The sequence below is a fragment of the Variovorax sp. efr-133-TYG-130 genome, assembly GCF_030208835.1.
In the GTDB taxonomy this organism is placed as follows: Bacteria; Pseudomonadota; Gammaproteobacteria; order Burkholderiales; family Burkholderiaceae_C; genus Variovorax.
In genome coordinates this window covers 64,963-77,792 of the sequence record NZ_JARVTD010000032.1, presented here as the reverse complement: position 1 = coordinate 77,792, position 12,830 = coordinate 64,963, and the positions used below count along the sequence as shown (strand labels likewise).

At 60.5% G+C, this 12,830-nt stretch carries 13 protein-coding genes; 7 read left to right on the top strand and 6 right to left on the bottom strand.

The window, feature by feature from the left end; all coding sequences use genetic code 11:
• Window positions 1-74: 74 nt before the first annotated feature.
• The 6 genes from QRN67_RS26960 to QRN67_RS26935 form a co-directional block, all read right to left on the bottom strand.
• On the bottom strand, window positions 75-1,493 hold the full coding sequence (locus QRN67_RS26960; RefSeq protein ID WP_285414364.1) for an aldehyde dehydrogenase family protein: 1,419 nt from the start codon (window positions 1,491-1,493) through the stop codon (window positions 75-77).
• The gene (locus QRN67_RS26955) at window positions 1,490-3,181 is read right to left on the bottom strand and encodes a thiamine pyrophosphate-dependent enzyme (protein ID WP_285414363.1); all 1,692 of its coding nucleotides are present in this window, start codon (window positions 3,179-3,181) and stop codon (window positions 1,490-1,492) included. The genes QRN67_RS26960 and QRN67_RS26955 overlap by 4 nt, the downstream gene beginning before the upstream one ends.
• A 115-nt stretch (window positions 3,182-3,296) precedes the next feature.
• Window positions 3,297-4,268, bottom strand: a complete 972-nt coding sequence (locus QRN67_RS26950) for a Bug family tripartite tricarboxylate transporter substrate binding protein (protein WP_285414362.1) — start codon at window positions 4,266-4,268, stop codon at window positions 3,297-3,299.
• An 11-nt stretch (window positions 4,269-4,279) separates the two neighbouring features.
• A complete protein-coding gene (locus tag QRN67_RS26945; RefSeq protein WP_285414361.1) occupies window positions 4,280-5,254 on the bottom strand; it encodes a tripartite tricarboxylate transporter substrate binding protein in 975 nt (324 codons plus the stop codon).
• A gap of 20 nt (window positions 5,255-5,274) precedes the next feature.
• The gene (locus tag QRN67_RS26940) at window positions 5,275-6,276 is read right to left on the bottom strand and encodes a Bug family tripartite tricarboxylate transporter substrate binding protein (RefSeq protein WP_285414360.1); all 1,002 of its coding nucleotides are present in this window, start codon (window positions 6,274-6,276) and stop codon (window positions 5,275-5,277) included.
• A 152-nt stretch (window positions 6,277-6,428) separates the two neighbouring features.
• Window positions 6,429-7,202, bottom strand: coding sequence for an IclR family transcriptional regulator (locus tag QRN67_RS26935; protein ID WP_184605424.1), 774 nt, complete (start codon window positions 7,200-7,202; stop codon window positions 6,429-6,431).
• A 127-nt stretch (window positions 7,203-7,329) separates the two neighbouring features.
• On the opposite strand from QRN67_RS26935, the gene QRN67_RS26930 reads away from it, so the two are divergent.
• Genes QRN67_RS26930 through QRN67_RS26900 form a run of 7 tightly spaced genes read left to right on the top strand, consistent with a single transcriptional unit; the run spans window position 7,330 to window position 12,828 of the window.
• Window positions 7,330-8,325: a 2Fe-2S iron-sulfur cluster-binding protein gene (locus QRN67_RS26930; protein WP_184605425.1), complete on the top strand. Its 996-nt coding sequence runs from the start codon at window positions 7,330-7,332 to the stop codon at window positions 8,323-8,325.
• A gap of 37 nt (window positions 8,326-8,362) precedes the next feature.
• Window positions 8,363-9,730 carry an aromatic ring-hydroxylating oxygenase subunit alpha gene (locus QRN67_RS26925; RefSeq protein ID WP_285414359.1) on the top strand — a complete coding sequence of 456 codons (1,368 nt, stop codon included), beginning with the start codon at window positions 8,363-8,365 and terminating at the stop codon, window positions 9,728-9,730.
• A gap of 2 nt (window positions 9,731-9,732) precedes the next feature.
• Window positions 9,733-10,521, top strand: coding sequence for an SDR family NAD(P)-dependent oxidoreductase (locus QRN67_RS26920; protein ID WP_285414358.1), 789 nt, complete (start codon window positions 9,733-9,735; stop codon window positions 10,519-10,521).
• 22 nt (window positions 10,522-10,543) lie between these two features.
• Complete coding sequence (locus QRN67_RS26915; RefSeq protein ID WP_184605428.1) at window positions 10,544-11,125, top strand: 3-phenylpropionate/cinnamic acid dioxygenase subunit beta; 582 nt, start codon at window positions 10,544-10,546, stop codon at window positions 11,123-11,125.
• Window positions 11,126-11,138: 13 nt separating this feature from the next.
• Entirely contained in the window at window positions 11,139-11,321 is a 183-nt protein-coding gene (locus QRN67_RS26910) for a hypothetical protein (RefSeq protein ID WP_184605429.1), read from the top strand.
• A gap of 56 nt (window positions 11,322-11,377) precedes the next feature.
• Entirely contained in the window at window positions 11,378-12,061 is a 684-nt protein-coding gene (locus QRN67_RS26905; protein WP_285414357.1) for a fumarylacetoacetate hydrolase family protein, read from the top strand.
• Window positions 12,058-12,828, top strand: a complete 771-nt coding sequence (locus tag QRN67_RS26900; RefSeq protein ID WP_285414356.1) for a fumarylacetoacetate hydrolase family protein — start codon at window positions 12,058-12,060, stop codon at window positions 12,826-12,828. The genes QRN67_RS26905 and QRN67_RS26900 overlap by 4 nt, the downstream gene beginning before the upstream one ends.
• Window positions 12,829-12,830: the final 2 nt, after the last annotated feature.

Sequence of the window (12,830 nt, the reverse complement as noted above, 5' to 3'; positions counted from 1 at the left end):
CAAGCAAGCCGCGGTGGCTGCGAGGAAATTTCTTCTAAGCATTTTTTACCTGTGCATGGCACCAAGAGCCTGAATCAAGCTCCGTGCAGGGAGCGGTACCGTAAGAGATCCTCGATCCCGAATCGGCCGTTTTCTCGTCCGAAACCAGACCATCCCCATCCGCCAAACGGCGTCGCAAGGTTTTGCGCCGCACCATTGATCACTACCTGGCCAGTCTTCATATCTCGGGCAACCGCGAGGGCTCGGAGAGGGTCTGCTGACCACACCGCGCCAGACAGTCCGTAACGGGTCGAATTGGCCAACGCCACAGCCTCCCCCTCCGAGTCATAGGAAATCACCGAGAGGACGGGGCCAAAGACTTCCTCCTGAGCAATCTCCATGTCGGACCGGACATCCGAGAAAACGGTTGGCAAGACATAGCAGCCCCGAGCGAGGTGTTCCGGCATCTTGTCCCCACCTAAGACAAGACGAGCACCCTGCTCACGTGCATGAGCGATCATGCTCAGTACGCGCTCCTGCTGACCGCGGCTCGCCACGGGCCCCAAACGTGTCCGCATATCCAGCGGATTTCCGATCGGCCACTGCGTCAATGCGGCTTCAAGGCGTTCTTCAATCTGACCGAGCAGTCCGCGCGGTGCAATGAGGCGCGATTGGCTCACGCACGCTTGCCCGGAGTTGGCCATGCTCAAGCGAACCACGGCGGCCAGAGCCGCGTCCAGATCCGCATCATCGAGAAGGACCGCAGCAGACTTTCCGCCCAACTCGAGCGTGACTGGTTTCAGATCTTCCGCCGCCGCGATCATGATGCGGCGGCCGACGGCTGTGGACCCGGTGAAGCTGATGTGGTGAACATCGGCATGCCGAACGAGCCTTTCGCCAACGTCGGGACCGCCCCAAACCAGGTTCACCACGCCGGGAGGAATGCCGGCAGAGTGGACTGCCTCCATGAACACCTGCGCGGCCCCCGGGGACACCTCGCTCGGCTTCAAGACGACCGAACACCCGGCAGCAATCGCCGGTGCGACCTTGGCGACGATCTGATGCAGCGGAAAGTTCCAGGGCGTGATTGCGGCAACGATTCCAGCCGGTACCCTTTCAACCTTCCCATTGCCGATCTGCTCGGTCCAGATGATCTGCTCGATACCGTCTCTCGCGAACTCCAGGCCCTTCAAGGCCATCGGAAGCTGCATGAGCTGGCCCAGCCAGACAGGACATCCCATTTCAAGGGCCAGCGCCGAGACCGCCTGATCGACACGCTTGTGAAGCTCTGCATGCAGACGAGTCAGGGCTTCGCTGCGTTCTTCCTGCGAAGACCGGGACCACAGTTGAAAACCAGCGGAAGCACTTCTGACAGCTTGATCGACGTCCTCCGGCGAGCAGGGGACAACTTCGCCAATGACACGCCCGGTCGAAGGGTCCGCCACGGGCATTGCAGCGCCACCGCCGGATCTAACGAAAGCGCCATCGGCATAGAAGCTGTCATAGGATCTCATCGTGCAGCCTCGCCCAGCGGATTGGCTGGTGCCGCCGGACCGCTCATTCCCTTCATGGGTTGAAGCCGCAGGAGGTGCCACGGGCTCGGCATCACGCCCACCTTCGCTTCGATCAGTACAGGCCCAGGATGTGCATTCGCTTCGCGCACTGCCGCCTCCAACTGCGACGGCGAGCCAACCGCCTGGAACGCGACACCGAAAGCGCGCGCCAGCAATTCGAAATCTGGATTGGTCAGGTCAACACCGACTTCCGCGCCGAACTCCCGCTTTTGGATGGCGCGGACATTGCCATAGTGACCGTCGTTGAAAACGATCAACGTAATGGGAAGCCGATAGCGTTGCGCAGTCGCCAGCTCCTGCATGTTCCAACCGAAGCCTCCATCGCCAGTGATGGAGACGACCCTGCGGCCTGCTGCACCGACCGCTGCGCCCAACGCAACGGGAAAACCGTAGCCCAATGTGCCCTGATACCCTGGTCCGATGTAGGTGCGCGGTGCATGCACGGGGAATGCGATTCGGGCCAGATAGCCGACCTGAGTCAGCTCGTTGACGAAAACACCATCGTGCGGCATCGCTCTGCGGATTGCTCGCACATAGGATGCTTGCGGCTCGACCAAGTCGATCTGACCCTGCGCCCAGACCTTGACCGACTCTGCGCTTTCATTGGACAAGCGGACATTCGCTTTGACTCGTTCTGCGAGTTCGCGCAAGGCCGGCAGCGCATCGGCCACAAGAGAGACCTCGGGCGTCCTCGGTGCACCCAAGTCCGCTTCATCGATATTGATGTGGATGTACCGCACCTTTCCGGCGGGCCACGAAGCTGTGGGAGTGAGCACGTCCACGAACCGGCTGCCGACGACGAGCACCACATCAGCATGCTCGAACACCGCGCGTCCTGCCAGCGCGTTCATCGCCAGCGGATGGTTGTCGTCAAGGGCGCCCCTTCCGTTGTCGCTCATGACAACTGGTGCACCGATCCGTTCTGCAAGGCGCTGCAGTTCGGCGTGAGCCCCACTTGCGATCACGCCGCCACCTACATAGATCACTGGGAAGCGTGCTCCGTCCAACAGTTTGGCCGCGCCTTGAATCTGAATCAGATCTTCCGGGCTCAGCGTGGTTGACGGTTGTGCGGCATCTGCGGCTCTTGGATCGATGCTGGCCGACGCACTGAGATAGTCATGCGGAATTTCCAGGCCAACCGGACGCGGGCGACCGCGATCAAGTTCGCGAAATGCGTTGTCCAGAGAGACGCGGATATCGGAAGGCGCGGTGACCATGTGATTCCATTTGGTCAGCCCTCGAACGAAGCCAGACTGGTCCTTGATCTCGTGCAGCAAACCGCAGCCCTTGCCAATGCCGCTGGAATGAATTTGACCGGTCACGAAAAGGACCTTCGAGTTAGACGCATAGGCCGTCGCCAACCCCGCGCCGGCATTGAGCGCTCCGGGGCCTGGCACCACCATGGCGGCACCGACCTTGCCGGTCACGCGGTAGTAGCCGTCTGCCATGTAGGTAGTCGTTTGCTCGTGTCGCGGAATGAACAGACGGATTTCCTCGCTTCGCTGGCGCAATGCGTCAACGGCCCAGTCGAGCTGAATGCCTGGAATCAGAAAGAGATCCTTGATGCCGTGCTTGATCAGGCCATCGACCAATGCTTGGCCCCCGGTGGATTGCGGTTTGGCGGTCATGTGTATATCGCGTGAAGTGAAAAGGTATGGGGAGGAAAAAAAGTCGAGCGCAAAACTTTGACTCCGCGCTCGAAGGGAAAGCAGGCGTCCGGCCGAACTGGGGCAATCACCTCGCTCATTCGGCCTTGGCTCCGGTCGACTTGACGACAGCGCCCCATTTCTTGGACTCGGATGCAATCCAGGTCGCGAACTGGGCCGGCGTGCTAGCGACAACCTCGAACTCCATGTCTTGAAGCCGCGCAGTGATCTCCGGGGAATTCAGAATCTTGACGAGCTCGGCGTGGTAGCGGTCAATGATCGGCTTGGGCGTTCCCGCCGGAGCGAGCAATCCAACCCAGCTGGTGGCTTCGAGATCTCTATAGCCGAGTTCCATGAGCGTGGGAATTTCGGGAGAGCTCCGGAACCGCTTTTCTCCCGTTGTTGCCAGCAGCTTCAGCCGCCCGGTGGCCACGAATTGCTGGACATTTCCGGGCACCATGAATGCGACATGCACATTGCCTGCAAGCAGGTCCGTCACGGCGGGAGTGGCACCCCGATAGGGGATGTGCGTGACATTGATACGCGCCGCCGCCTTGAGCATTTCCATCGTCAGATGGGAAGCACTGCCCATGGCCACTGAGGCATAGGAATATTTGCCCGGACTCGCCTTGGCCTTGGCGATGAACTCCTTGGCGGTGGAGAAATCCGCCGCGGGTCCCGCCACCAGGTACTGCGGTGACTTCACCGCCAGCGTGATCGGCGCCAGATCCGTCTTCGGGTCGAAGGGCATCTTCTCGAAGAGCGACGGATTGATGGCCAGTGGCCCGTTGTACCCTACGAGCAGCGTGTGCCCATCGGGCGGAGCTTTCGCGACGAACTCCGCGCCGATGTTGCCCCCTGCGCCGGGTTTGTTGTCGACGATCACAGGCTGGCCCAATGCTTCCTGAAGCTTCGGTGCGATCAGCCGAGCCAGCGCATCATTGGTGCTGCCTACGATCGGCACCACGATCTTGATCGGCTTCGACGGCGCCCATTCCTGAGCCATCGAAGGAAAGGACAAGGCCAGAACCATCATCCCAAGCCAAGCGGCGAATGCTCTGAGCATCATGACGCATCCTCCTATTTCGCGGGTGGAGGCATCTGCGAAATGAGGTCACCCCATTTCCTGGATTCACCGGCGATGAACTGACCGAAGTCCTGCGGATCCATGTAGGCAGGCTCTGCAGCTAAATTCGAGATTTGGTGACGCACCTCCTGGTTGGACAGCGCCTTCTGCAGTGCACCGGAGAGCTTCGCCTTCACATCGGCCGGGGTCTTTGCGGCGACAAAAAGCCCCATCCACGCGGGCGCTGCATATCCCTTCAAACCTGCCTCAGCAATCGTCGGAAGCTCCGGGGCAACCTTGCTTCGCTCCGCACTGGTCACACCCAGTGCAACGAGTTTTCCCGCCTTGATGTGGGGGTAGGCAGACGTGAGGTCGACGACGGCGACCGGCACGACGCCGCCAAGCAGATCGGTGACCGCAGGGCCGCTTCCGCGATAAGGCACCGCCGAGATGGAGACATTACCCATCTTCGCGAGCAGTTCCCCCGACAGATGCTGGGATGTGTACTGTCCAGGAGTTGCGTACGAGATCTTGCCGGGCTTTGCTTTCGCATCGGCCAGGAACGCCTGCAGGTTGCCGTACCCGGCGGAGCCGGAGGCTACGACGACCAGCGGGATGTCGGCCATCTTTCCGAGGGGAGACAGATCGCTCTGCGGCTTCAAAGGCGGCGCATCTGGCAGATGAGAATTCACCGCGATAGCACCCGTGGCCCCCAGGCCGATGGTGTAGCCGTCCGCGCTTGCGCGTGCCACCGCCATCAGCCCCAAGGCGCCGCCTGCGCCTGGCTTGTTGTCGACGACAACCGGCTGGCCCAACAGCTGGGACATCTCCTTGCCGACCACGCGTGCGATGGCGTCGGCAGAAGCCCCAGGAGCGAACGGCACGACCAGGGTGATGGGTTTCGAGGGAAACTGCTGCGCGCTCGCTGTCGCGAAGGCAGCGGACGAAAGGGCGAACGTGGCGATCAGACGCCAGATTGAAGTTTTCATGGTTTGTCTCCTGGGTTTTCTTATTCGGGCTGGAGGTTGGCGGCCTTGGCCACCTTGGTCCAACGCGCAATGTCACTGGCGATGCGCTTGGACAGCGCGGATGCATCGGTATCACCGGGGTCCATGCCCTGCGCGTGCATCTTGTCCACCATGTCCTTTTCCTTGAGGATCTCGGCCACCGAGGCGCGCAGCTTGATAAGCACCGGCTCGGGCGTCCCTTTCGGGGCCATCAATGCAGTCCAGATGGGGACGTCGTAGCCGGGGAACCCTGATTCAGCTACCGTGGGAATGTCCGGGAAGACGGCCGAGCGCTTGCCGGTCGTCACCGCCAATGCCTTGAGCTTGCCCGCCTTGACCTGGGGCATTACGGCGGCGCTGTCGAGGATCCCGACTTGGACCTCTCCCCCCAAAAGCGCTGCAACCACCGGGCCCGAGCCGCGGTAGTTGACGTGGTTGAACTTGACGTTCGACGCGCTAGAAAGCGTCTCGGCAACCAGTTGAAACGACGAGGAAGCCACACCGTGGTCAAGCATGCCGTCCTTGGTCTTCTTGCTGTAGCTGAGCAGCTCCGAGAGACTCTTCACAGGCAGGCCTGCGGGGACCGTCACGACAAGCGGAAATGAGCCGAGCAGCGCGATCGGTTCGAAATCTTTGACAGAGTCGTATCCGATGCTCTTCATGAGCACCGGATTCACTGTCAGCCCTCCACTGGATGACACAAGCAGCGTGTAGCCATCCGGCTTGGCTTTCGCCACGAAGTCGGTGGCAACGGCTGAGTTCGCGCCAGGCTTGTTGTCGACCACGAACGCCTGCTTCAGGCGGTCTTGAAGTTTGGCCGCAACCAAGCGGGCCAGGATGTCGTTGGTGCCGCCAGGGGCGAAGCCCACGACGATCTTGACAGCCTTGTCGGGGTACTCCTGTGCAGCCGCGAGCGGCGGAACTCCAAGAAAAGTAGTGGTAGCGAGCGTGCTGCCAAGAATGCGCAGGATGATCCTGCGCGAGTGTGCCGGTGGCTTATGCATTGCGTTTGTCTCCGTTGGGCCGGTAGGGGCGACGTAATCAATCCATGTCCGCAGGGTGGATCGATAGTCCATTTTATGGACATCGTTCGACTTGCGTCAAATTCTGATCATGTCGTCCGCTTGGCGGACAAATCGCAGGCAACTGATTTAATTCATGAGACAGCAGCCTCCTTGCTTCCATAGCCCAGCATTGCCGACAGACTCTGGGCTTCCGTCTGCAATAGCTTCGTGATCTGCTTGAGACGCGCGCCGTCCAACCTGACTTCGGGTCCGAACACCCCGATCGAGCCGGCGACTTGGGCATGCCTGTCAAAGAAGGGGACTGCGACAGCCACCGCGCCGGGAATCAGTTCGCTATGGCTGCTTGCAAATCCCCGTTTCCGGGTCTGCACCAGCTCCGCCTCCAACTCCTTGACGTTGACTTTGGTGCCCTGCACGTAGTCACGCAGTTCTTCGGAACTCGCCTCCATGTAAGCCAGGATTGCGCGCCCTGTCGCCCCGAGGGCGATGCGCTCGGTGTAGCCAACTCCACGCTTGAAATTCAGGGGCTGCGGACTTGGCAACTCGGCCACGCACAAGCGCAGTTCGCGCTGCGGAATGAACATGGCCACCGTCTCGTTGGTGGTCCGCCAAATCCGTCTCAAGACTGGCTCAGCCACGGCTGCGAGATCCAGGCTTGACGTCCACACATGCGCAAGCCGAGCGACCGCAGGACCGAGCCGAAAGCGCTGGGGCTCGCCAACAGAGACAAGAAATCCCTGCTCCTCCAGGGTGTAGAGCAACCGATACAGCGTCGGCCGCGACAGGTCTACGCGCTTGAGCAATTCGGACGGTGAAAGCTCGAAATCCTGCGCCGTGAATGCCAGCAGGATTTCCAGCGCACGTCCTACAGCGCGCACGTTTTCGTTCTTTTCCGCAGTAGCCAAGGGAACTCCTCTCAATTTTGATGGGCGAGGTCATATTGTCCGCCACATGGACAAGTTGACCCAAAACCAAAAAAGTCCATACAATGGATTTCAAGTCCATTGAGCGGACAAAAAAAGGAGACCCACCATGAGTTCGATCGTCCCGGTCACGTTGCTCTTTTCAGACGGCGTCGCGCATCGCTTGGACGTGCCGTGCGGCAAGAAAATCGTCGAAGCTGCTAGCGAGGCCGGACTGAATCTCCTGACAGACTGTTCCAATGGACAGTGCGGCACCTGTACCGCACAACTCCTCTCGGGTACGGTGGAGATGGAGGACTACGACACAGCAGTACTGCCTGACGAAGACCGCGACGCCGGCACCGTCCTGCCCTGCGTCTGCCGCGTGACCGGTCCCTGTGCAGTCGAGCTCCCCTACGAGTCCGCGGAAGCACTCGCAGAAGAGCCCGCCCCCATCGATGGCGAGGTCGTCGCTGTCAGTCGGATCGCGAGCGAGACCATGCGGCTCGAAATCTCCATTCCTGAGAGCATTCAGTTTGAACCGGGGCAGTACGTCCGCATTCACCCGGCGGGCACCGATTTCCATCGCTCGTACTCGATGGCCAATCTGCCTGGCAGCAACCATCTGGAGTTCTTCGTCCGCCTTGTGCCTGATGGTTCGTTCTCCAACTGGCTGAACGGCGCCAAGGCGGGCGACAAAGTCGAGTTGAGCGTTCCCCATGGGACGTTCTTCTTGCGCGATGAAGAACGCCCACGACTCTTCGTCGCGGGTGGCACCGGCGTAGCCCCCTTTCTTTCCATGTTGCGCAGCATGAATGGAAAGAGCCAGAGCCAGCCGACCACGGTGCTGATTGGTGCTCGCACCCCCGGGCACCTGTTCGCGCTGGACGAACTCAAGGCACTTCGTGAAGCAGTGCCACATGTGCAGGTAAGGCTGGCTGTGGAGCAAGACGCGAATGCGGAGTGCCATGAAGGCTATGCGACCGATCTCATCTCCGGCCTTGGCCTCGACCCTGCCACCAGGGTCTACCTCTGCGGTCCACCGCCGATGGTCGAAGCCGGCCGCAAGGCCGCGGAAGCGGCTGGCCTGCCTAAGCAGGACGTGCTCTGCGAACGATTTGCCTGATTACCCAGCCCTCGCTCAATCCCAACCGAGATAACCCATGATTCCGATCACTACCGAATCCCGCTACAACGCGATGATCAACCTGCGCAAGGGCGAGATCAGCCGCGAAATCTTCTCCGACAAGGAGATCTACCAGGAAGAACTGGAGAAGGTCTTTACCCGTGCGTGGCTGTTCGTCGGCCACGAGAGCCAAGTGCCCAATCCCGGTGACTTCTTCACCTCCCGCATGGGGGGTGAGTCGGTGATCCTGGCTCGCGACAAGAAAAAGAAAGTCCACGTGTTCCTGAACTCGTGCCGCCATCGCGGGATGAAGGTCTGCCAGTACGACCACGGCAACACGCAGATGTTCACCTGCCCGTATCACAGCTGGAGCTACACCACGGACGGCAAGCTGTTCGGCGTGCCCCAATACAAGAACCTCTACGAAGGCTGCTTGGAAAAGGAAGACTGGTCGCTGATCGAAGTGCCGAAGATGGAAATCTACAAAGGCACGGTGTGGGCAACCTGGGACAAGGACGCGCCGGACTTCATGACGTACCTTGGCGATGCCAAGATGCACCTGGATCTCGCGCTCGACTGCAGAGACGGCCGCGAAGGCGGCTCTGAGGTGCTGTTCGGCGTGCACAAGTGGATCATCCCGTGCAACTGGAAATTCGCAGCGGAGAACTTCCTCGGCGACACCTATCACAACGTCAGCCACCGCTCCGTGGACATGATCGGTATCGGCCCCTCCGCTGAAGCGGGCGCCAAAGGTCGCCGCGATAATGAGCTGGAGAAAGCCAAGCATCTGTGGGTGAACTTCCCTGCCGGCCACGGCGTCCACAGCGCGATCATGCCCGAGACATGGGAGTTCCTGGACACCTACCAGAACAACCCCATCGTCGCCGAATACTTCCGGGAGGCTCACGCCAAGCGCAAGGAACGGCTCGGCGCCGAACAACATCGGCTTGTGCCATTCGTCGGCACGATCTATCCGAATGTCTCGTTCCACGGCAACCAGCCGCGCAACCTGTGCGTATGGCATCCGCATGGTCCCGAGTCGACAGAAGCCTGGCGCTTCTTCCTTGTGGACGCTGACGCACCCCAGGAAGTCAAAGACTTCCTGCGCACCTATTACATGCGCTATTCCGGTCCGGCTGGCATGACGGAGCAAGACGACATGGAGAACTGGAACTACGCCACGGCGGGCAGCCGCGGGGTGATTGCCAAGCGCTACCCGTACAACTATGCCCAGTCGCTGGGCAAGGTCGAGGTCAACAGCCCTGTGGCAGGCAGTGTGAGCTTGCAGGTCAGCGAAGAAAACCCGCGGCAGTTCTATCGCCGTTGGCGCGACTACATGAATGGTGCCGATTGGGACACCCTGCTGGGACGCAAGGACAAGGAGCCGGCGAGCTTCGCCGCCTGATCATGGGCGTTGTTATCGTCACTGGCGGCACGTTCGGCCTGGGTCAATCGATCACGGTCGAGCTCGCCAAACGGGGGCATCAGGTCGTGGCCTTTGGCTTGGCTCAGCCGCAGGTATCCAGTACCGCTCACGGTTTCGACCATGTGAAGGCTGAGCTCAAAAGCGTGGACTGCGAGGCCGAGGTTCTGGAGGCGGACGTCTCCAATCCGGCGGACGTCCAGAAGGTCGTCGAGCACACGCTCAAGAAGTATGGCGCGATCAATGGCTTGGTCAACAACGCGGCGATCGGACCGCTGGGAACGGTCCTCACGACAGACGAGTCGACATTCGATCGCATCGTGGACGTGAACCTCAAGGGCACCTACTTGATGTCGCGCGCCGTCCTGCCTCACATGATCCGCGCCGGCGGCGGCTCGATCGTCAACATCGGTTCCGGTGCAGGCTGGGGAAAGCCCAACATGGCGATCTACAGCGCCAGCAAGGGGGCCATCGTCGCCTTGAGCACCGCCATGGCATATGACCACTTCCATGATCACGTCCGTGTCAACGTCGCGATTCCAGGAGGGGGCGGCATCGTGTCCGGCATGAGCGTTGGCCGCGTGGGCGGAGATGTAAACGCCTTCAAGAGCAAACCGGCGCCCGGAACAGTCGCCGGCCGTCCGGCCAATGGGCGAGACCTTGCCAACGCCGTCGCGTTTCTGCTTTCCGAAGATGCAGCGGCAATCTCGGGAACCGTCATTGACGTCGGCTGCTTCGCTCACCAGGGCGGCCCCATTCCAGTCACCCACTGACCCCCAAATACCAGGAGAAATCATGTCTGAACTCGCAGAACCGGTGGTTGAACTCGCCACCCGTCTTTCGCGCGACGCCAAATACTACGAAGTCAAGCGCGAGATCGAGGAGTTCCTCTACGACGAGGCCAACCTGCTGGACGACCGGCAGTTCAAGGAGTGGATCGACACACTCGCGGAGGACCTCGAGTACTTCATGCCCATGGAGTACAACGTCAAGGCGGGCGAACACGCTCGCCGCGAGCTCACCACGCGTGAGAAGCAGATGAGCTGGTTCAACGAAGGCAAGTGGACCCTGACCAAGCGCGCAGAGCAGATCATGACCGGCGTGCACTGGGCCGAAGAGCCCTTGTCTCGCGTCAGCCGCCTCGTGAGCAACGTGCAGCTCACGGCCATGCAGGCCAACGGCGACGGCGATCTGGAGGTCGATGTGTCGAGTCGCTTCCTGACCTACCAGAACCGTTGCGAGTATGAACAATACTTCTTCGTGGGTGACCGAAAGGATCGAATCCGCAAGACTGCTGACGGCTGGAAGCTCTGCCGACGCGAGATCCGCATTCACCAGAATGTGCTTCTGGCCAAGAACCTCAGCATCTTTTTCTGAGGAGGTTCACGCCATGCTCAATCTCATGAGTGTCAAGCCGGGACAAGGTATCCGGCTGAAAAACGGCACGGTGGCTGAAGTCGTCGAGAACATCGGTGACGGAATCTGGCTGATGCTGCGCAACCCCGAAAGCGGAGACGACGAGCTCGTCCACTGCGAAGAAATGGTGGAGTTGGCCGAGCTGGCGGCCGATTGACACCACCGTCAACCAATGACTCGATGGCCGCGTCCGTGGCCCGCGGAGATCTGAGTGTGAATCCCCACGACTATCAATTTGCATTTGCACCGTACCGCCTGACCGGCACGGTCTACGGTCCCCTTCTGAACGACCGCAACTCACTCGAAGCACTGGGTGAGAGTGCGTTGCACCCCCCCTACAAGGCGCCCCCTCAGGCGCCGGTGCTGTATGTCAAGCCACGAAACACGTTCCGTCTTTCCGGCATGAATGTCGCCACGACAAAGACGATTCCCGAGTGGGAGGTCGGTGGCTCGCTCGCCTTGATCGTCGGACGCACCGCTTGCCGCATTTCCGCGGGCGATGCACTGGACTACATCGCCGGCTACACCGTGGCGATCGACTTGAGCGTACCTCATGCAAGCTTCTACCGCCCCGCCATCCGATTCAAGGCCAGGGATGGATCACTGATCCTGAGCAATGGCGTTGTGTCAAGCGCAAGCATCGTAGATCCCAACGCATTGACCTTGAGAACCTATCTCGACAACAAGCTTGTTCAAGAGGGGAGTCTCGACGCAATGATCCGACCGGCGGCACAACTTCTGGCAGACGTCACGGATTTCATGACGCTGTCCCCTGGAGACATCTTGCTGCTCGGTGTACCGAATGGTGCGCCGCGCGCACGTGCGGGACAGGACGTCGCAGTCGAGATCGACCAAGTCGGAACCGCACATGCCAGCTTCGTTGGAGGTGCTGAATGAAACGCGCACGCGTCGCCTATGCAGGCGCTATCCACGAGGCAATTCCTCATTCAGATGGGTTGCTTCTCGCCGATGGCCGGATCGTCGGCGAAGAATCCGTGGTCTGGCTTCCTCCTTTCGAAGTCGGCACCATCATCGCTTTGGGTCTCAACTACGCCGACCACGCCAAGGAACTGTCGTTCGGAGCGCAGGATGAGCCTTTGGCCTTCCTCAAGGGCCCTGGCAGCGTGATCGGACATCGAGCTGTGACCAGGCGCCCTGCAGACGTCAAGTTCATGCACTACGAGTGCGAACTCGCCGTCGTGATCGGCAAGGAGGCACGCAATGTCAATCGCGCCAACGCAATGGAACATGTGGCCGGCTACACGGTGGCAAATGACTACGCGATCCGGGACTACCTTGAGAACTGGTATCGCCCCAACCTGCGCGTCAAGAACCGCGACGGCGGCACCGTACTAGGCCCCTGGTTTGTCGATGCAGCCGATATCGGAGAGAAGGTAGAGCTACAGCTGCGCACGTTAGTTAACGGACAAGTGACGCAGCAAGGCAATACGCGCGACTTCGTGTTCGACATTCCGTACCTCATCGAATACCTGAGCGCGTTCATGACGCTCTCTCCGGGCGACGTCATCCTCACAGGGACGCCCGAGGGCGTGGTCGACGTCAAGGTCGGGGATGAGGTCGTTTGCGAGATCGACGGCATCGGTTGTCTCGTGAACACCATCGCTGGCGACGAACTCTTTGGTCGCCAAGGCGCCCCCATTTGAAA